General features: G+C 45.9%; 17 protein-coding genes and 1 pseudogene. 13 read left to right on the top strand and 5 right to left on the bottom strand.

Going from position 1 to position 20818, the window contains the following annotated elements:
- Positions 1-18: 18 nt before the first annotated feature.
- Positions 19-858, top strand: coding sequence for a methylenetetrahydrofolate reductase [NAD(P)H] (gene metF, locus QUD86_RS08940; RefSeq protein WP_286296805.1), 840 nt, complete (start codon positions 19-21; stop codon positions 856-858).
- A gap of 14 nt (positions 859-872) precedes the next feature.
- Here metF and QUD86_RS08935 read toward each other — a convergent pair whose 3' ends face one another.
- Positions 873-1502, bottom strand: a complete 630-nt coding sequence (locus tag QUD86_RS08935) for a 5-formyltetrahydrofolate cyclo-ligase (protein WP_286296803.1) — start codon at positions 1500-1502, stop codon at positions 873-875.
- Positions 1503-1607: 105 nt separating this feature from the next.
- On the opposite strand from QUD86_RS08935, the gene QUD86_RS08930 reads away from it, so the two are divergent.
- The 3 genes and pseudogenes from QUD86_RS08930 to QUD86_RS08920 all read left to right on the top strand — a co-directional run.
- Positions 1608-3515 (top strand): lytic transglycosylase domain-containing protein, encoded by a 1908-nt coding sequence (locus tag QUD86_RS08930; RefSeq protein WP_286298741.1) that lies wholly within the window; start codon positions 1608-1610, stop codon positions 3513-3515.
- A gap of 24 nt (positions 3516-3539) precedes the next feature.
- Positions 3540-4448 carry a complex I NDUFA9 subunit family protein gene (locus QUD86_RS08925; RefSeq protein ID WP_286296801.1) on the top strand — a complete coding sequence of 303 codons (909 nt, stop codon included), beginning with the start codon at positions 3540-3542 and terminating at the stop codon, positions 4446-4448.
- A gap of 4 nt (positions 4449-4452) precedes the next feature.
- Positions 4453-5088 (top strand): annotated as a pseudogene (locus QUD86_RS08920) (tRNA nucleotidyltransferase/poly(A) polymerase-related protein); the annotation flags it as partial.
- 500 nt (positions 5089-5588) lie between these two features.
- Here QUD86_RS08920 and QUD86_RS08915 read toward each other — a convergent pair.
- On the bottom strand, positions 5589-6776 hold the full coding sequence (locus QUD86_RS08915; protein WP_286296799.1) for a class I SAM-dependent methyltransferase: 1188 nt from the start codon (positions 6774-6776) through the stop codon (positions 5589-5591).
- A gap of 25 nt (positions 6777-6801) precedes the next feature.
- Here QUD86_RS08915 and QUD86_RS08910 point away from each other — a divergent pair, with 25 nt between their 5' ends.
- From QUD86_RS08910 to QUD86_RS08870, 9 genes are all read left to right on the top strand, one after another.
- On the top strand, positions 6802-7629 hold the full coding sequence (locus tag QUD86_RS08910) for an SDR family oxidoreductase (RefSeq protein ID WP_286296797.1): 828 nt from the start codon (positions 6802-6804) through the stop codon (positions 7627-7629).
- 13 nt (positions 7630-7642) lie between these two features.
- The gene (locus tag QUD86_RS08905; protein ID WP_286296796.1) at positions 7643-8038 is read left to right on the top strand and encodes a dihydroneopterin aldolase; all 396 of its coding nucleotides are present in this window, start codon (positions 7643-7645) and stop codon (positions 8036-8038) included.
- Positions 8039-8067: 29 nt separating this feature from the next.
- On the top strand, positions 8068-8976 hold the full coding sequence (ttcA, locus tag QUD86_RS08900; RefSeq protein ID WP_286298738.1) for a tRNA 2-thiocytidine(32) synthetase TtcA: 909 nt from the start codon (positions 8068-8070) through the stop codon (positions 8974-8976).
- Positions 8973-10442 carry a bifunctional UDP-N-acetylglucosamine diphosphorylase/glucosamine-1-phosphate N-acetyltransferase GlmU gene (glmU, locus tag QUD86_RS08895; RefSeq protein WP_286296794.1) on the top strand — a complete coding sequence of 490 codons (1470 nt, stop codon included), beginning with the start codon at positions 8973-8975 and terminating at the stop codon, positions 10440-10442. The genes ttcA and glmU overlap by 4 nt, the downstream gene beginning before the upstream one ends.
- Positions 10442-12274, top strand: a complete 1833-nt coding sequence (gene glmS, locus QUD86_RS08890) for a glutamine--fructose-6-phosphate transaminase (isomerizing) (protein WP_286296792.1) — start codon at positions 10442-10444, stop codon at positions 12272-12274. The genes glmU and glmS overlap by 1 nt, the downstream gene beginning before the upstream one ends.
- A 35-nt stretch (positions 12275-12309) precedes the next feature.
- The gene (locus QUD86_RS08885) at positions 12310-13173 is read left to right on the top strand and encodes a pirin family protein (RefSeq protein ID WP_286296790.1); all 864 of its coding nucleotides are present in this window, start codon (positions 12310-12312) and stop codon (positions 13171-13173) included.
- Between the two features lie 141 nt (positions 13174-13314).
- Entirely contained in the window at positions 13315-14850 is a 1536-nt protein-coding gene (locus tag QUD86_RS08880; RefSeq protein WP_286296789.1) for an efflux transporter outer membrane subunit, read from the top strand.
- A gap of 187 nt (positions 14851-15037) precedes the next feature.
- Complete coding sequence (locus tag QUD86_RS08875) at positions 15038-16177, top strand: efflux RND transporter periplasmic adaptor subunit (RefSeq protein ID WP_286298736.1); 1140 nt, start codon at positions 15038-15040, stop codon at positions 16175-16177.
- A gap of 7 nt (positions 16178-16184) precedes the next feature.
- On the top strand, positions 16185-19220 hold the full coding sequence (locus QUD86_RS08870; RefSeq protein ID WP_286296787.1) for an efflux RND transporter permease subunit: 3036 nt from the start codon (positions 16185-16187) through the stop codon (positions 19218-19220).
- A 32-nt stretch (positions 19221-19252) separates the two neighbouring features.
- On the opposite strand, the gene QUD86_RS08865 is transcribed toward QUD86_RS08870, so the two are convergent.
- From QUD86_RS08865 to QUD86_RS08855, 3 genes are read right to left on the bottom strand one after another with little or no spacing between them, the layout of a single operon-like run.
- Complete coding sequence (locus QUD86_RS08865; protein ID WP_286296785.1) at positions 19253-19915, bottom strand: glutathione S-transferase family protein; 663 nt, start codon at positions 19913-19915, stop codon at positions 19253-19255.
- Between the two features lie 30 nt (positions 19916-19945).
- A complete protein-coding gene (locus tag QUD86_RS08860) occupies positions 19946-20446 on the bottom strand; it encodes a flavin reductase family protein (RefSeq protein WP_286296783.1) in 501 nt (166 codons plus the stop codon).
- A gap of 24 nt (positions 20447-20470) precedes the next feature.
- Positions 20471-20773 (bottom strand): hypothetical protein, encoded by a 303-nt coding sequence (locus tag QUD86_RS08855; protein ID WP_286296781.1) that lies wholly within the window; start codon positions 20771-20773, stop codon positions 20471-20473.
- Positions 20774-20818 lie beyond the last annotated feature (45 nt).

Genomic DNA, 20818 nt, shown 5'->3' with positions numbered 1-20818 from the left:
ATACACAGGCCCAATATTATGGAATTAAGCGTCGAATTCTTTCCTCCAAAAACACCTGAAGGTGAGAGTAAGTTGCATCTCGTACGCGAGCGTTTGAGTGAGTCACTCAAACCCGCGTTTTATTCCGTAACTTTTGGTGCCGGTGGCTCTACTCAATCTGGAACATTAAAAGTGGTGAGCGATATTCATGCTGCTGGTGCAGCCGTTGCCCCCCATTTATCTTGTGTAGGTAGTTCACGCGACAGTGTGCGTGACATGTTGAAGCAATACCAAGCTTTGGGCGTTAAGCGTATTGTGGCTTTGAGGGGTGATCTGCCATCAGGCATGGGTCAGTATGGCGAGTTTCATCATGCTAATGCGTTAGTAGAATTTATTCGAGCAGAAACAGGTGACTGGTTTCATATTGATGTAGCGGCATATCCAGAAACGCATCCTCAGGCAAAGTCACCTGTAACAGACATTGATTTTTTTGTGCAAAAGATGAAGGCAGGGGCAAACTCTGCCGTGACGCAATATTTTTATAATAGCGATGCGTACTTTCGTTTTGTTGATGACGCTTATAAATTAGGCGTTACACAGCCAGTGATTGCTGGCGTCATGCCGATTACGAATAGCACTCAGCTACTTCGTTTTTCCGATGCGTGCGGTGCAGAAATTCCGCGTTGGATTCGTTTGAGATTGCAAGCATACGGTGATGATGTTGCCTCCATTCGTGCGTTTGGAGAAGAGGTGGTTACCGACTTGTGTGATCAGCTCTTAGTGGCAGGTGCGCCTGGATTGCATTTTTACTCTCTGAATCAGGCGGATGCCGTTTTAGCAATCTCTGATAATTTGAGTCTTAGTAGACTATCCAAATAAGCAATAAAAGTGCATTAGCGCAGTAGTCCGGTCTCAGTAAGCATGGCATCCAAGGGTTCATCGTGAGTTTGAGCCTGCCATTGGGCATCATCTAATTTTTGCCAATCAAAGCCAACACCAATACAAAGTAAATCCGGTTTAGCTTTGCGTAAATGGGCCAAGGTGCGATCAAAGTAGCCCCCGCCATATCCCAGGCGCCAATAGTGTTTTTTGAGTCCATTGGGCCCTAAATCATGCGATTCTGACCAGCCTACAACGGGAATGAAAATACAGTCCGGGCTCACCTGCGGTCTTCTGGGGTTATTAGGATCGGGTTCTGGAACACCATATTGGCTCGGAATCAACAGATCCTCTTTTTCCCAGACATAAAAATCAAGATGTTTATCGGGACGCGCAAATGGCAACGCTAGGGTGCGCCCCGTTGCTTGGCAGGCCCATGCTAATACTGTTGGCCGTAAGTCTATTTCAGCCTGGATGGGGCAATAAAGGGCGATAGAGCGAAGTTGGGGATCTGAATTGACTAAAAATCGATTCAGCTCACTATGGATCGCCTGGCACAGCGCTTGATACTTAGCGCTACTTGTCAATTGCTTTCTTTTGGCTATCAAGTCCTGCCGTAGAGTTTTTGGAGAATTGCCGTGCATAACGCCCATTATCAGGCGAAAATTGGTAAATATAGTTAAGCAATAAGGTTAATAGTGAAAAAGAGATTTAGCGGCGTTAAGCGCTGGCAGCAATATATCAACGGGATGCTCTTGCTTGCCTTGCTAGTTTCTGCGCCGAGCTTTGCTGTAGAAAAGGCAAAGAAGGCTGGCCCATCAAAAGAAAGCAGAATTTCCGTTTTTGAAATGACGGATAGTGATCGGGCTTTTATTGAGTTGCGCGAAGCAGCCAAGAAAAATGATGTGGCACGCACTCAGTCTCTGGCCGCTAGTCTCTCTACTCATCCTTATGATGACTACGTAGCGTACTTTCGGATCAAGCCTCAATTATTTGATAGCGCTGGAAGCGCACGTGCTGATACTAATGCCGACTCACAAGTCATGGGGTTTTTGAATCAGTACCAAGGCACCGCTTTGGCGGATAGGATGCGCAATGACTGGTTACTGGTTTTAGGTAAGCGTAAAGATTGGTCACGCTTTGATATGGAATATCCAAAGTTTGCTTTGGATGACGACACTCAGGTGAAATGCTTCTCCCTTCAATCTAAATTAGCGCAGGGCGAAAACGCTACCAAAGTTGCCATCGATGCAAAGACAATATTGCTGGATCCACGTTATTTTGGCCAAGCCTGCCAAGAGTTGATTCCTGCTTTGGTTGCAGCTGGGGGCATGAGTCCGAGTGAGGCCAAAGCGCTTGGTCGCGCTGCTGACGAGATGGGTTTTGACACAATGTCTCGCCGACTGGGTGGTGAGGATCCGATTGCTGATATTGTAAAGTCCGCAAAAGCTGAGCCAATTAAAACGTTTAAAGAATTTTCTCAAACTGCTTCACGCTATAGCAAAGAAAATCAGGCAGCTGCTTGGGGCGTCATTGGCCAGTTCTTAGCAAAAAAATTAGACCCTAATGCAGATGATGCTTATCGACTTCAGCAGGGACTAGGCTATAACGAGCTCTTATCAACCGAAAGCCAGGAGTGGAAGGTGCGTGCTGGATTACGCGCTAAAGATTGGGCATTGGTAAAAAATGCAATTGAGGGTATGAATCCTGCCGTGCGCAGCAAGGACCCTGCTTGGACTTATTGGTATGGGCGCGCACTTAAAGCCGAAGGGCAGAACGAAAAGGCGCGTGAAAGTTTTGAGCTGATTGCTGAGCAATATAATTTTTATGGGCAGTTGGCACGTGAGGAACTAGGGAAGCCTAATACTGCGCCTGCACGCACTAAAGTAAGTGATGCCGATATTGATTCTGCGGCTACTCGCAAGGGCTTTATCAGGGGTGAGCGTTTTTATGCCATGAATTTACGCTTCGAAGGGAATCGCGAATGGAATTGGGAGTTGCGCAATATGAGCGACAAGCAATTATTGGCTGCTGCGGAATATGCCAAACGTATTGCACTTTATGATCGCGTGGTGAACACTGCTGATCGTACGAAGCAGGAGCATGACTTTGGCTTACGCTATCCAACGCCTTTTCGGGAGGAACTATCACCCATTGCAAAGCAAATTGATTTGAATCTCGCTTGGGCTTATGGATTAATTCGTCAAGAATCCCGTTTTATTATGAATGCTTCCTCATCCGTAGGCGCCTCTGGTTTGATGCAGGTGATGCCCAATACTGCAAAATATGTCGCTAAAAAAATAGGGATGACGTCTTATACAAACGATAAGCTAAGCGATACCAATACGAATCTAACTTTAGGTAGTAATTATTTAAATATGGTGTTGGTTGATTTGGATGGTTCATGGGTGCTGGCTTCAGCCGCTTACAACGCTGGACCTTCGCGCTCTAAGTTATGGCGTGAAAAGCTGACAAGCCCTACTGAGGGTGCCATCTTTGCGGAAACAATTCCATTTAATGAGACACGAACTTACGTTAAGAATGTGCTCGCCAATGCAACCTACTATTCATCGGTGATGAATGGACAAACGCAGTCTTTGAAGCAGCGCTTAGGGGTGATTGCACCTAAAACAGCCGTTGCATCAGAGCTACCCTAACCCCCCCATAAAATCGGATCTTTGATGAAATATGACATTCTATTAATTGGCGGTAATGGCTTTGTAGGGCGAGTTCTAGCCGCTCAATTGCAGGCAGCAGGGTATTCAGTATTAATGCCCACAAGACACCTTGCATCTGCCCGCGAATTACGCATGCTGCCCAAAGTACATTTGGAAGATGCTGATGTTCATGACTTTGATACTTTGCAATCGCTTTGCTCGCGTATGAAGCCGCAGGCTGCTGTCATTAATTTAGTCGGTGTACTGCATGACAAACCCGCAGTTCCCTATGGACCAGTCTTTAAAGCGGCGCATGTCGAACTTGTTCAGAATATCGTGACTGCAATGCAAATGAACGGGCTGAAGCGACTGCTGCAGATGAGTGCCTTGGGCGCGGATTCAAATGGCCCTTCGATGTACCAGCGCAGCAAGGGAGATGGCGAGGCAGTGGTAAAAGCGAGCAAGCTCGACTGGACTATTTTTAGGCCCTCTGTTGTCTTTGGCGCCCAAGATCAATTTATCAACTTGTTTACAAAATTGACGAAGTTATTTCCAGCTATGCCTTTGGCTAATGCCTCCGCTCAGTTCCAGCCTGTGAGTGTGGATGATGTAGCGATGGCTTTTACGAAGTCACTTACTATGCCAGTGACCATTCATCAGTCATATGACTTGGTAGGACCAACGGTTTATTCCATGAAAGAAATCGTCGAGTTTTCGGCGCGCAGGGCGCAGACTAAGTGCGCTGTTATTCCTGTCCCCGATTTTGTTGGGCAATTGCAGGCCTTAGCATTCGAGTATCTACCAGTGCCCACTCTCATGTCCCGTGACAATATTGCCTCTATGCAGGTACCTAATATTTTGCCAATGAGTGGAGTTGATGCGTTACCCGATGTATTTAACATTAGTCGACGTACGCTTGAGGGGATGAAATAAATAAATGAAGGTCTATGCAGTCGGCGGCGCTATACGGGATACCTTAATGGGTTTGCCAGTGCACGATATAGATTATGTCGTGGTTGGTGCTACGGTTGAGGGGATGATTGCTCAGGGCTATCGTCCCGTAGGAAAGGACTTTCCCGTTTTCTTGCATCCAGAAACTCAGGCAGAGTACGCTCTGGCAAGAACAGAGCGTAAGACGGGCACAGGTTACAAAGGCTTTACGTTTTACGCAGACCCTAGCGTTACCCTAGACCAAGACTTACAACGGCGTGATCTCACTATTAATGCGATGGCGCAAGAAGTTGGCGAAGATGGTAATTTGATGGGTCCGATTTTAGATCCCTGCAATGGCCAGGCAGATTTAGCGGCCAAAGTATTTCGTCATGTATCAGATGCGTTTGCAGAAGATCCTCTTAGGTTATTGCGAATTGCTCGATTTGCAGCGCGCTTCCCAGAATTCACAATCGCAGCAGAGACCATGCGGGCCCTACAAGCAATCGTTAGTTCAAATGAATTGGCTGCATTATCGGCTGAAAGAATTTGGCAGGAGTTGGCTAGAGGGCTCACTGCTGAAAAACCTATGCGCATGTTTCAGGTATTACTTGATACGGGAGCGGCAAGCTTCCTTTTGCCAGCATCATTGACTGCTCAACTCGCTCAAGAAGAGGCTCGTGAAGCCTGGACTACGTATTTAAATGTTATCGATAGCAACTTAGAAGACCGCTGCGCTGTTATCTTGATGGATTTATCGAGTCAGGACATTTGTACATGGGCGGAGTGTGTGCGTATGCCTAATGAAGTGCGTGATTACAGTGCCATCTTTAGTGAGTTGATGCAATTAGTCGCTAAGACTAAGGACTCAATCAATCATGTGTATGAGGCCGTCGATGTATTGAGCTGGTTTAATCGTGCTGATGCTTGGCGCAAGCCTTTAAGGGCTAGCGCGCTTCTGAAGCTTGCAAAAAAAATGGACTTTAATGTTATCGAGCTGATTAAAGCTTTAGAGCAAACACAATTACTGAATACAGCGGAAGTGATTGCCACGATTTCAACTAAAGATCGAGCTAACGGTGAATGTATTCGCAGCGCAATAGAGCTCGCAAGATTAATGGTAATTACTGCTGTATTAAAAAATTAAAGTCGGTTTCTGCCGCGTAGTCCTGGTAAATCTTCTAATGGGTGGTTCGGTAGCAAGGCATTCAAGTTCTTAGAAAATGCAAAGACTTTAAATAATTCACCCATTTCTGCTTCAGATAAAAGTTTTTGTAAGGCATTAGAAATCGGTAAAAAACTTGCTGGATTACTAGGATCACCTACTGCCAAGGCAATATCGCCAATCCCTGCATCGAGTAAGTAAGACGCCTGATTACTGAGAAAGACATCATCGGCATTCCCTTCTAGGGCACTATGCGCAATCTGTAACCATTCCACGTGCGTAGTTAGGTCACATAAACCAGGAAGGTAAAAAGGATCTTGGATTGCATGATGTCGATGGTGCGCCATCAACGTGCCCTCTAGTCGTTGCGCATGGTAGTACTCACTTTCCGGAAACCCGTAGTCAAAAGTGAGGAACAGACCGGTATGCAGTTGTTCTGCAACTTGTTTCATCCATCCATTTGCTTGAAGGTGCAGCTCGGTAACGTAGCCCTCAGAAAAGCTGCCAGTAATTAAGGTTTCGGGTAGCAAGGACTGCTCGATCGGTTTGCCGACTTGCCAGCTTAGCTTGCCATCTGTAAGTACAACATCATGCCAATGCCAAAAGCCCTGTTGATAAATAATGGCCTCGCAAGGAATCGCATCCATGACTTCATTGGCGAGCATGATTCCCTTGAAATTAACAGGAAGTTCGCTGAGCCAATTGCATTGAGTTTGCAGGCCAAGGCTTTCACAGGTTGTTTTGAGGCACGCTGACTGCCGCTGGGCGAGGTCAGGCGAGATCTCAAGGATGCTGTATTGGTCTAACTGGAAGTCGAGATCATTTAAGCGCGTGAGAATCGATTGAGCTAGCTTGCCAGTCCCTGCGCCAAATTCGAGGATTTGGGTAGGGAGGCCTTGCGCTTTGAGGGCTTCCAGGACGGGTAGGAGACTGGCAACAACAGCGGCTCCAAATAAGGGGCTTAGCTCAGGGGCGGTAGTGAAATCCCCGCCTACCCCTAATTTATGGGCACCAGCGCTGTAATAGCCCATCCCCGGCTCATATAAAGCCATTTCCATATATCTAGAAAAGGCCATTCTGCCGCCCTCTGAGTGGATTTCAGAGATTATTTTCTGCTTGAGTAGCTCTGTATGAGCGGCTTCAAGGCTGGTCAAGGTAATATCCATAGCTCACTAGTCTAAGAGAATTTCAGTGAACTTGAGTTCAAATACCCCTATGAAACAAAATAAGGCAGTGTTAGTAACCGGCGCAGCCAAGCGTCTTGGTCGAGACATTGCCATAGAATTCGCACGTCAAGGCTGGGATGTAGCCGTTCATTACGGCCATTCTGAGTCCCAGGCACAAGCTACTGTTGCGGAAATTCAGGCATTGGGATGCAGGGCTGCGGCTTTTAAGGCAAATCTTGCTCAAGAGGATGAGGTGAATCAGCTCTTCAGTTCGGTAGTAGCTACATTTTCCAATTTACAGTGCCTAGTTAATAGCGCTTCGCTTTTTGAATATGATCGCGCTAATTCGGATGTACCGCTAACGGCTAAAAGCTTGCAAGATCATATGCAGGTCAATTTAACAGCGCCCATGCTGTTATCCCAGCGCATGTTTGAATATCAGAAGAATGTCTTGAGGACCCAAGATACTCCAGGATCCGTAGTTCCTTCTGTGATCCAGTTACTGGATCAAAAGTTGATCAATTTAAACCCAGATCATTTGTCTTATACGCTTTCAAAAGTGGCGCTGCTTCACTCAGTAGAGATCTTAGCTTTTGATTTTGCGCCCCATTTAAGAGTCGTTGGTTTGGCACCCGGAATTACTTTATTGTCTGGCGATCAGACAGAAGATGGTTTTGCTAAAGCGCATACGATGACGCCACTAGGTAGGTCTTCCACGCCAAGCGATATTACGAAGGCCGCTTCATTTTTAGCAGACTCTACTGCGATCACAGGTACCACTTTGTATGTAGACGGTGGACAGCATCTAGTCCCCTCTTCACGCGATGTGATGTTTAAAACAAATCAAGATTAACAGCAGGAAACTTATGCAAGATATTATTTTTCATCCAGCACTCATGGAATGCCGACGCTTATTTTTGCGTGACTATGAAATCAATATTAATATTGGTGTTCATGAATTTGAGAAGCAGGGTGAGCAGCGCGTTATTTTAAATGTTGATTTATATATTCCGCTTAATCTCAATACGCCCTCTAACGATGAATTAGATGAGGTTGTGGACTATGACTTCATGCGTGAAACCATCAAGGATTTGTCCTCACATGGGCATATACAGCTTCAGGAAACTTTCTGCGATGAGATCGTATCCGCCATGCTAATGCACCCTAAAGTCATTGCCGCTAGGGTCAGTACGGCTAAGCCTGATGTCTATCCTGACTGCCATTCCGTTGGGGTTGAGGTATTTCGAATGAAGAAGGTTTGAGTAAGGTGCTAGACAAGCATTCGGCGACGATGGGTGATATTCGTAAAGTTGTGCTTGAAGAGAATAAGCTTGAGAAAAAATTATGCCGTTTAGTGGGCCAAGCAATTGGTGACTTTGGCATGATTGAAGATGGCGATAAAGTGATGGTCTGTGTTTCGGGTGGCAAAGACAGCTATGCCATGCTCGATATCTTATTAAAGTTACGAGAGCGCGCCCCAATTGATTTTGAGATTGTGGCTGTCAATCTGGATCAGAAACAACCAGATTTTCCTGAAGATATTTTGCCTAATTATTTAACGGCACTGGGCGTACCATTTCATATTGAGAATCAAGATACCTATAGCATTGTGAAGCGCGTAATACCTGAAGGTAAGACAACCTGTGGACTGTGTTCGCGTTTGCGTCGAGGCATTCTGTATCGGGTTGCTGATGAGCTAGGCGCAACGAAAATTGCGTTAGGCCATCATCGCGATGATATTTTAGAAACTTTAATGCTTAATATGTTTTTTGCGGGAAAACTAAAAGGGATGCCGCCAAAATTGCGCTCAGATGATGGCAAGCATATTGTGATCCGACCAATGGCATATGTCCCTGAGAAATTGCTTGAGCGTTACTCGGTTGATATGAGCTTTCCAATCATTCCTTGCAATCTATGCGGTAGTCAGCCAAACCTGCAGCGTGGAGCAATGAAAGAGATGTTGCGTGACTGGGAGAAAAAGTACCCGGGCCGCGTTGAAAACCTTTTCCGCTCGATGCACCACATTGTTCCCTCCCACTTGATGGATGGCGAAGCATTTGATTTCAAAAATCTAAAGATTTCCACTGAGCTATCAGGTATTGCCGCTAGGTCTTCTGGGGATAAGGCGATAGATGAGGCAGAAATCGACGAAATAGCCTGTGGAACGATCATTCAGGGGTCTTATAATATTTCCTTATGAACATCGTTATTTTGGCTGCTGGGCAGGGAAAGCGGATGAAGTCTGCTTTACCCAAGGTTCTTCAAACCTTGGCTGGGAAGCCGCTTCTCCACCATGTTCTCAAAACTGCTTTAGCCCTACTCGGTAAAAATACCAAAACTGCTCCTATCGTCGTAATTGGCCATGGAGCGGCAGACGTTAAAGCATTCCTCTTGAATGTTAGTCAGCAGGATCCTAGTTTCAGCAAAATTAGTACTGCTTTACAAGCAGAACAAAAGGGTACGGGCCATGCCTTGCTGCAAGCCCTGCCTAAATTAGATCTGCACGAACCTACTTTGATTTTGTATGGCGATGTACCGCTGACTAGTATGAATACACTTGCTAAATTAGTGACCCTAGCAGATGGCGTACGTGGCCAAGATAGTGCTTTAGCGCTATTGACACAAAATCTTCGTGATCCAACGGGCTATGGTCGTATTGTGCGTGATGCTGATGGCTCAGTAAAAGAGATTGTGGAAGAAAAAGATGCTACGCCTGAGCAGAAGGGTATCCAAGAAATTAATACCGGCATCATGGTTCTGCCAACAGGTTCTCTTAAGAAGTGGTTAAAAGCCTTGCGTTCAAGTAATGCGCAAGGTGAATACTATTTAACGGATGTGATTGCGATGGCGGTAAAAGATGGTGTGCCGATTCGGACTGCTCAAGCGGATGCTGAATATGAAACCGTTGGCGTCAATAGTCGTGAACAGTTAGCTGCCTTAGAGCGAGTTCATCAGCAAAACATCGCACAGCAATTAATGGATGGCGGTGTATCACTGGCTGATCCAGCTCGGATTGATGTGCGAGGAACGCTTGATTGCGGTATCGATGTGTCTATTGATGTGGGCTGCGTATTTGAAGGTCAAGTGACATTAGGATCGGGCGCTAAGATTGGTCCTTATTGCATCATTCGGAACAGTAGTATTGGCCGGGCAGTTTCTATTCATGCCTTTAGTCATATTGATGGCGCTCAAGTGGGCGCACATTCATTAATTGGTCCTTATGCCCGTTTAAGGCCAGGTGCAGATCTGGCCAATGATGTGCACATTGGGAACTTTGTTGAGGTCAAGAATAGCAAGATCGCAGCTAACAGCAAGGCCAATCATTTAGCGTATGTTGGCGATTCGATTGTGGGTTCTAGAGTCAACATTGGAGCGGGAACCATTACCTGTAACTATGATGGTGTCAATAAGCATCAAACCATCATTGAGGATGATGTTTTCATTGGCTCTGATACGCAGCTTGTTGCCCCTGTGAGGGTTGGGCGCGGTGCTACATTAGGCGCTGGAACAACCTTAACCAAAGATGCGCCGCCCCATCAGTTAACGGTATCACGCGCAAAGCAAATTTCGATAGAGTGGCAGCGCCCTGTAAAGCAAGGCCAAAAAGTAGCAAAGAAGATAGCGGTTAAAAATTCTGCTGTAAAACTGACTAAGGTTAAAAAATAATGTGCGGCATTGTTGGCGCTGTATCTCATCGTAATATTGTTGATGTATTGGTTGAGGGACTGCGACGTTTGGAATATCGTGGTTATGATTCTTGTGGTTTTGCAGTCATTGACGATGCCGATGCCCATCACCCGATTAAAAGAGCGAGGACGACAGCTCGTGTGGCTGAGTTGGCCGAGCAGGGCAAAGATTTTCATGGGACATTGGGTATTGCCCATACCCGTTGGGCAACCCATGGCAAGCCCGATACCCAAAATGCGCATCCTCATATTTCGAATGGTCTGATTGCTGTAGTTCACAACGGCATTATTGAAAATTATGAAATTTTGCGTGCTCAACTAAAAGCTGCGGAATATGTCTTCACCTCAGAAACAGATACAGAAGTTATCGCCCACTTAGTGCATCAGCAATATGTGGCTCAGGGCCAACAAGATTTAGAGCTTGCCGTCAGGGCAGTGTTGCCTAAGCTGCATGGTGCATATGCAATTGGTGTCATTGCGCAAGACAATCCCAAAACATTAATTGGCGCACGGGCTGGCTCACCGCTTGTGGTGGCCTTAGGCGATCAGGAGCATTTTTTAGCGTCTGATGCCCTAGCTCTTGCAGGCAGGGCCCACTCGATGATGTATCTAGAGGAGGGGGATGTCGCTATTTTGAAGGCAGACTCCATTCAGATTATTGATCATGCCGGTCATATTGCTCAAAGAGAGCAAAAGCCAATGCCGCCACAATCAGAGTCAGTCGACTTAGGCCCTTATCAGCACTACATGCAAAAAGAGATTTTTGAGCAACCTCGGGCGATTGGGGATACGCTTGCTAATATCTCCAGTTTTGGGCCAGAGCTCTTTCATGCCGATGTAAGCGAGTGGAATCAGTTTGATCAAGTTTTGATCTTGGCTTGCGGTACGAGCTATTACTCTGCTTGTGTCGCGAAATATTGGCTCGAAGACATCGCTGGCATTCCGACGCAAGTTGAAGTTGCCAGTGAATACCGTTATCGCACCTCAGTTCCTAATGTAAAAACGCTGATCGTTGTGGTTTCCCAGTCTGGTGAAACAGCGGATACTTTGGCAGCATTACGTCATGCCAAGGCCTTAGGGCACTCCTATACCCTATCGATTTGTAACGTTGGCAGTAGTGCGATGGTGCGCGAAACTAAATGGAGCTTCTTAACAAAAGCTGGCACAGAAATTGGGGTTGCCTCAACTAAGGCATTCACTACTCAATTAGTCGCGCTTTATTTATTGGCAGTGTCATTATCAAAGCGCGCCGGAAGAATTACTCCTGAATCTGAAAAACAACTACTTCGCGAATTACGACATTTACCAAAAGCATTGCATGCTGTCTTGGCACTCGAGCCACAAATTATTGCTTGGAGCAATGCGTTTGTTAAATGTGAAAATGCATTATTTTTAGGACGCGGTATGCATTACCCGATTGCTCTGGAAGGGGCGTTAAAGCTCAAAGAAATTTCATACATCCATGCGGAGGCCTACCCTGCTGGAGAATTGAAGCACGGTCCGCTGGCATTGGTAACTGAGAAGATGCCCGTGGTTACTGTGGCGCCCAAAGACGAACTACTAGAAAAGTTGAAGTCCAATATGCAAGAGGTTAAGGCTCGCGGAGGAAAGTTATATGTCTTTGCGGACCACGATACAGACATTGTTAGCAGCGAAGGGATCAACGTGATACGTCTACCTGAGCATTACGGCAACCTCTCCCCCATTTTGCATGTAGTTCCTCTGCAACTTTTGGCGTATCACACGGCATGTATGCTTGGAACAGATGTAGACAAGCCACGTAATCTAGCGAAGAGCGTTACGGTCGAATAGATCCCCTAGTCATTAGTGGGGCTACTTGGGAAAAAATGAAAAAAGTAATTGGCATCCAGGGCAATGATCAGGGGCATTGGGTAGGCGATGGTTTTCCTGTGCGCACCTTGTTTTTCTATCAAAACTTAGGAAAACAAATGAGCCCTTTTTTAATGCTGGATTATGCTGGTCCAGCAGAATTCTTTCCAACGAGGGATCGTAAAGGGGTGGGTTCGCATCCCCACCGCGGTTTTGAGACTGTTACTATCGTGTATGAAGGAGAGGTGGAGCATCAAGACTCCACTGGTCAAGGTGGCGTGATTGGCCCTGGAGATGTGCAGTGGATGACTGCTGGTGCGGGTATTTTGCACGAGGAGTTTCATTCGAATAGTTTTGCCAAACGAGGCGGCATCTTAAGGATGGTTCAGCTTTGGGTTAATTTGCCGGCAAAAGATAAGATGGCCACGCCGCACTATCAAGCCATCTTCAATGAGCAGATCCCTGTTGTTGCGCTACGAAGTGACGCAGGCACAGCGCGGGTGATTGCAGGTGAATTTGAGGAAGCGGTGGGTCCCGCTCGTACTTTTACGCCAATGCAAGTAATTGATCTCCGGTTAAAAAAAGGGAATGCCATGATTGATGCTCCCTTGGGCTGGAATACTTCCTTGGTTGTTTTACGAGGAGCTGTTCAGTCAGGTGACGGCGTAGTCGCAAAAGATGCCCAGATGTTGATGTTTAGTAGCTCAGGCGAGGGAATTGAGATTGAGGTTTTAGAGGACTCCATTGCACTCTTACTCACTGGCGAGCCAATTGATGAGCCTATTGTTGGCCATGGTCCCTTTGTGATGAATACTCAAGACGAGATCAGCCAAGCGATAGATGATTTTAATAACGGTGCATTTGGGAAGATGGCCAATTAAAAAATAGTGGATTAAAAATGTAGTTTGACTTCCGGTCTATTTTGTGGACAAATTTTATTATTCAAATCAAGGTGTTAGCTTATCCAATTGAGAAAAGTGTGTTCAAATAACCCTTATAGAAAAGGATATTTGTTACAGCTCATGTTTGGTCTAAAAGATGGTTTTATTTGGCGTTTGTCTTTGCTGGTTTCAGCAGGATTCCTTTCTGCATGTGCGGTCGGCCCTGATTTCAAACAGCCAAGCGCTCCCAATACTGCTACTTATACCGAGAGCACCCTTTCTAAAAAGTTAGCTACAGCACCTGGAGTTCCTGGCGGTACTAATCAGGAGTTTATAGAAGGGGCTGATATTGAAGCGCAGTGGTGGGAGTTATTTAAATCTCCTGAGCTGGACATACTTATCAAAAAAGCCCTGCAACAAAATCCCAATCTTGGAGCGGCAGATGCGGCCCTCAGGGCAAGCCAGGAAAACGTCAGCGCCCAAGTAGGCGGACAATATTTTCCAGCGATTGGTTTAGGGGGTGGGGTCACTCGGCAGCTACAGCCTTCTTCAATGTATGGACTGCCTTATGGCTCTGACACTTACAATCTTTATAACGCTTCCGTTAATGTGACCTATAAGCTTGATGTATTCGGTGGGGCACGACGTGCAGTTGAGGGTGCAAGAGCCCAAGCAGAAATCGCCCAGTTTCAGCTGGAGGGTGCCTACCTGTCCTTAACAGCCAATATTGTTACAAGTGCGGTACGTGAAGCGGCACTCCGCGCTCAAATGCAGGCAACAGAAGAGATTCTGAAGGCGCAAACTAACTTAGCTGAGGTTACAGAAAAGCAGTTATCTATTGGCACTGTTTCTAGAGTGGATGTGACTTCACAAAGAACTTTGGTATCGAGCACACAAGTAGATTTATTCACTTATGAGCGCAACCTTGCTTTTGCCCGCAATCAGTTAGCAGTTTTAGTTGGAGAGCTACCGGGCAATGCAAATATTACAAAATTTGATTTAAAAACACTGCAGTTACCCGAGAAGCTTCCCCTGTCAATCCCCTCTAGCCTTGTTCGACAGCGTCCTGACGTTCGTGCAGCAGAGGCACAGTTAAAAGCAACGAATGCTTTAGTTGGTGTCGCTACAGCGAATTTATTACCCCAATTTAATATTACAGGCGCTATCGGTTCAGCGGCGCTGACTAGTAATGCTCTGTTTGGACCTAATGCCGCTTTATGGTCTATTGCAGGCGGTATCTTTCAGCCATTGTTTCAGGGTGGGAAACTATTAGCCCAGCGTCGTGGTGCGATGGCGAGTTATGAGCAAGCAGTCTTTCAATATCAGGCAACAGTGTTGAAGGCCTTTCAGGAGGTAGCGGATTCATTACGCGCTTTAGAGACGGGCGCTCAAGCTCTCAAGTCCGCATCTGATGCAGAGCGATACGCTTACGAGACCTTAGATTTAGTGCAGCAGCAGTACAAGTTAGGTACAGCCAGTTACCTAGCGGTTCTCTATTATCAAAATCAATATCAAATAGCAAAAGTGAAATCGGTTTCTGCGCAAGCAACTCGATTCTCAGATACCGCAGCGTTATTTGCAGCATTAGGTGGAGGCTGGTGGAATCGTACCGGTCCCGCTTTTCAACCAAAAGACATAGCGAACAAAGATCAAAATGAAACTTCTGGAACTAATTAAAACTAAGGTCAGTCAAGCAATCTCTGCCTTGTGGGCTTGGACATTGTTAAAGGCTCAAGAGTGGCAACTTCGCGAGAAGTTCATCATTTTGTGGAATAAGACGAAATCAGTATGGATGCGTATTGGAGAAAAATTACGTCCCCGCGAACGTTTTATGAAAACCAAGGCATATGCCAAGTTGCAGGCAATGACTCCTTTACGTCGTCGTATGACGATCATGTTATGCGGAGTATTTTTATTGCTAGGTTTGATCTTTGGTTTTAATCAGCTAAAGACATTCATGATTAAACATTTTATTGCTGGTATGGGTTTACCTCCTGCAGCAGTCTCTACGATCGTGGTCGGTAGTAGTCAGTGGCAGCCACAGTTATCTAGTGTTGGCAATATACGTGCCTTTAGAGGGGTAGACCTGAGCACTGAGATTGGTGGTCTTGTCCAGGCTGTCCCAATTAAATCCGGCATGGATGTAAAAGAAGGCGATCTTTTGATTAAATTAAATGATGCCTCCGATATAGCCCAATTGAATTCTTTAAAAGCGCTGGCTGATTTGGCGAAAGTGATTAACGAGCGTGACAGACAGCAGCTTGCTATTCAGGCGATTAGCAAGAACGTCTTTGATACCAGTAAGGCGGATGCGGCATCTAAACAAGCTCAGGTTGAGCAACAGAAAGCCTTGGTTGCCAAAAAGAATCTGAAGGCACCCTTCAGTGGGCGCGTGGGCATTGTGATGATGAATCCAGGGCAGTATGTCAATCCTGGTGACAAGCTCCTTACTTTGCAAACTTTAGACCCCATTTTTGTGGACTTTAATTTACCTCAAAGTACTGCTGCCCAAATTCAGGTTGGCCAGGAAATTGTGGTGACTACGGATGCATTTAAAGATGCTAGCTTTACTGGCAAGATCACTGCTGTGAGTCCAAAAGTCGATACTAATACGCGGAACATTCAGGTTGAGGCGATGCTAGCTAATCCTGATAAGAAAGTACTTCCGGGCATGTTCGCAAACGTTAATATCAAACTAGGCGAGGAAGTGAAGTTCTTGACCTTACCTCAAACGGCGATTACTTTTAACCCATATGGCTCTACGGTATTCATAGCCAAGGCAACAGGTAAGAAAGATAAACAGGGCAAGCCGGCACTGGAAGCGCAGCAAGTATTTGTAACTACAGGATTAACCCGGGGTGACCAAGTGGCGATCTTGAAGGGGCTTGATGAAGGCGCTACGGTGGTGACCAGCGGACAGCTCAAGCTGAAGAATGGCACGCCACTAATTGTGAATAATCAGGTGCAGCCTGGTAATTCACCAAACCCACAACCACAGGAATAAGTCCTAGATGAATTGGACTGATATTTTTATTCGTAGGCCAGTGTTGTCATTGGTCGTGAGCGCGCTCGTTTTGGTCTTTGGATTAAAAGCGCTAGGTTCTCTTCCAGTCAATCAATATCCACAAACGCAAAATGCGGTGGTCACGATTTCAACCGCCTACTTTGGCGCTGATCCTGAAACCATTGCTGGATTTATTACGCAGCCACTTGAAACAGCTATTGCTCAGTCGCAGGGGATTGATTACCTTTCTTCAATGAGCGTTAGCGGCCTATCAACGATCACCGCTACGCTGAAGCTGAACTATGACTCTAATGCCGCGTTGACACAGATTCAGACGCAGATTAGCTCGGTCAAAAATCAAATGCCACCACAGGCTCAGCAGTCAGTCTTGACGGTACAAATAGGGCAATCAACTGCAGCGATGTACATGGGGTTTTATAGCGATGATTTGCCAAATAATGCGATTACAGATTATTTACTTCGCGTTGTTAAGCCTAAGTTAGATTCGATTGATGGCGTACAAAATGCTGAAATTACCGGGGGTAGAAAGTTTGCCCTTAGAGCATGGTTAGATCGAGAAAAGATGGCTGGTCTTGGAGTGGCCGCTGATGATGTCTACAGTGCGATGGCTGCAAATAATTATCTTTCAGCACTAGGTAGCACCAAGGGCGACATGGTCGCGGTAGATTTAGTCGCTGGTACCGATCTACACACATTAGATGAATTCCGAAAATTAGTCATCAAAAAAGATGGTGTCAACATTGTGTATTTAGACCAAGTTGCCACTGTCAATATGGGGTCTGAGGACTACAACACGAACGTTGCATTTAGTGGCAAGCGGTCTGTTTTTATTGCAATTAAAGTCGCACCACAGGCTAACTTATTAGACGTTGCTGAGCGGGTTCGGGCTTCGGTTCCGGATATTCAGAAGCAGTTGCCAACAGGAGTTTCTGGCAAGGTGGTCTATGACTCGACCAAGTTTATTACTACCTCTATTGATGAGGTGGTTGCTACGCTGTTAGAGGCGCTGCTGATTGTGACAGTAGTTATTTACTTGTTCTTAGGTAGTGCTCGTGCAGTAGCTGTTCCTGTGATTGCAATGCCACTCTCTTTAATTGGTACTTTTTTCTTAATGCAGATCTTAGGGTACTCGATTAATTTACTGACCTTACTAGCTTTGGTGCTTGCTATTGGCCTAGTGGTTGATGATGCAATTATTGTGGTGGAAAACGTTGATCGCCACATGAAGGAAGGAAAGTCTCCCTTAGAGGCCTCGCTGATTGCTGCACGTGAATTAGGTGGCCCGATTCTGGCAATGACAGTGGTGTTGATCGCTGTTTATATTCCGATTGGTTTTCAGGGTGGATTAACAGGCGCTTTGTTTACAGAGTTTGCATTTACTTTGGCTAGTGCTGTGGCAGTTTCTGGGTTGATTGCTTTGACGCTTTCACCGATGATGTGCTCTAAAATTTTTACTGAGCAACAAGAATCATCACCTTTTGTGCAAAAGATTGACCGCATTTTTGAGCGAGTGCATAACAGCTATCAAGCTACCTTACGTGAGTTACTCAATACTTGGCAGGTCATTATTGTGATGGGCGTCATTCTCTTAGGAGGTGTAGCCTATCTTTACGCCACTGCCCGCTCTGAATTAGCGCCTACCGAAGACCAGGGCATTGTTCTGATGCAGGCATCTGGACCGCCTAATAGTACGGTGAATCAGATGCAGACCTACGCTGATCAGATTTATCAAATATCAAGCGCAGAACCTGAGTACGAGCAAATGTTCCAAATTACTAGCCCGACAAGCAGCTTTGGTGGTGTGTTGCTAAAAGATTGGGGCGATCGTAGTCGTGATGCTACAAAGTTTCAACAGGATATGCAAAATAAGTGGAATACGATTGCTGGTGCTCGTGTAGCCGCGTTTCAGTTCCCTGCATTACCAGGCGCACAGGGACTTCCAGTTCAAGTGGTAATCAACACAACAGAATCATATGCCTTGCTCAATGAGGTATCTCAAGCGGTATTAGATAAGGCGCGTCGAAGCGGTAATTTCTTTTTTGTTGATTCTGATTTAAAGATTGATAAACCCCAAGATGTTCTAGTAATTGATCGTGAAAAAGTTGCGGCATTAGGAATGACTCAGCAACAAGTAGGAAGTGCATTGTCAGCAGCACTCGGCGGCGGTTTCGTTAACTACTTCTCTGTTGCGGGCCGATCCTATCGGGTCATTCCTCAAGTAAAGCAAGTAGATCGTCTTAATCCGGATCAGATCTTGGATTACTATATTCGCACACCAAGTGGGCAGATGATTCAGGCACGAACGATTGCGACTATTCAGCAAAAAGTGGTCCCACAATCGATCAATCACTTTCAACAGTTAAACTCCGCGACCATCTCCGGCGTGAGTACACCTTTTATTTCTCAGGCAGATCTTTTGGCCTTCATGCGGGAAACCTTAAAGGAGGTTGCGCCAAGTGGATACACAATGGATTACGCAGGACCATCGCGTCAGTTTATGGCCGAGTCGGGCGGTTTTCTGGTGACGATGTTCTTTGCGATTCTGATTGTGTTTTTAGTCCTCGCCGCACAGTTCGAAAGCTTTCGTGATCCGATTGTGATTCTAGTGTCAGTGCCACTTGCTTTATTTGGTGCGCTGATTTTTATCAACCTTGGATTTACGACTTTGAATGTCTATACCCAGGTCGGTTTAGTAACCCTAATGGGATTAATTAGTAAGCACGGTATTTTGATTGTGGAGTTTGCAAACGAGCTTCAAGAGGCTGGCCGCAGTAAGGTAGATGCGATTGTGGAGGCGAGTAGTGTGCGTCTTCGGCCCATTTTGATGACTACCGCAGCAATGGTGCTGGGTGTAGTTCCCTTAGTTATTGCTTCGGGTGCTGGGGCAGCAGGTCGTCAGTCTATGGGTATTGTCATTTTTACAGGGCTATCTATCGGCACTTTATTTACACTCTTTGTTGTACCTGCGATGTATCTATTTATTGGCGCAGACCACCACCAGAGAAAATTTAAGCAAGAGTAGTCAGCCAAAGGGTGAAGCAAACTCACCCTTTTTTACTTCACAATATTAAGAGCCTTTTCAGCCACAATGCTGTAGTGCGTGTCTGATTCGATGCGCTTCATCCAAGCGTCGATATTGAGTAGCGTTGCTCTTGGGCCGGTTTGATTTGGAAAGGCATCATGGAGCATCATCCAGCGACTGATACATAATGCGAGCACAATGTCGCCAATGTGAAACGTATCTCCAGAGCAATAAGCATGGTCAGCTAGCTCCTGATCAAGCAAGGAAAGTAACTGATTTGTATCTTCGTAGGCTTTTTGAATAGCCCCGTAGTTACGTTCATTTTCAGGTGTACGAGTAAGGCCTATAAATACAGGTCGCAAGGCGGGCCACATAGTGCCTAACTGCCAGTCCATCCATTTCTCAGATTGATATTGCTGTGTAACATCAGCAGAGAAGCGCTTGGATTTATTATGTTGATGTGCGAGATAGCGCAAGATCGTATTGGACTCCCACAATACGCGACCACTATCCTCTAAGGTAGGCACCAAGCCGTTAGGATTCATCTTTAGGAACTCGGGAGTGCGGTTGACCCCAAATTGAAGGCCAGCATCAATTCGCTCAAAATCAATACCCTCTTTTAGTCCTAGCTCTGCAAGACACCAAAGAACTTTTTGAACATTAATGGAACTTTTTCTACCCCATAGACGCATCATGGTGTTTCCTTTTGTTGGGACTGCAGCAGCTTAAACTGTTTTGAGCTCGGCTAAGTCAAGTCCGAGGAATTGACTATGAGCAAAGATGAGCGGTTGACTATCGGGCGAGTGTTTTAGGTTGAGCACTTTGGCAACAATAATATTGTGGTCACCGCCGGTATGAACGGACACCGTTTCACATTCGAAGTAAGCAGCACAACCTTCAATTTGCGTTAGACCGCTTACTGCAATTTTATGAGCAATGTTGACAAACTGATTTTCCTTAACGGTCGCAAAGTGCATTGCCATAGCTTCCTGAGAGCGCTCTAGCACATGAATTAATTGAATGTGGCCTACTTCCACATTTGGCATCAGACGAGAGTGCTTCTTCAGGCTCCACAGAATGAGCGGTGGCTCTAGCGATACCGTATTAAATGAGCTGATTGTGATGCCATGGGCGTTTTGATCTGCATCGATGCAGGTAATAACAGTGACCCCCGTAGCAAAGGAAGAGAAGCCCTTGCGAAGCTCATGTGAGGTAAATGGGGCCATGTTGACTTAATGTGTAATTGTTAGTTATTTGCTGATTGGGGCAGGTGCCCCTGCAGGGATCATCGTGCCAGGAATGGGCGTGAGGATTTCATTTTCTTCAGCCTTTACACACTTAAATCGATATTCCTTGCCTGCTTTGGATAAAAAGCTAGCGCCTTGATAGAAATCGCTCTTGCAGGTAGTGGTAGCGAAATCCATGACATCTTGTGGTGAAGCGCTAGAGCTGATGAGGCGCATATTACCCATAGACATATTAATTTGGCTTGAGTAGCAGCCTGTCAGCACTAGGCCAGAGATGATCGTTAATACTAGTAGAATTTTCTTCATGGAAACCCCCATAATTAGCTATGCTCACAAGAATAAACCTATTGC

This window comes from Polynucleobacter sp. TUM22923 (assembly GCF_030295705.1).
In the GTDB taxonomy this organism is placed as follows: domain Bacteria; phylum Pseudomonadota; class Gammaproteobacteria; order Burkholderiales; family Burkholderiaceae; genus Polynucleobacter.
Note: the sequence above shows the minus strand (reverse complement) of the source record. Positions and strands in the feature narration are given on the sequence as shown.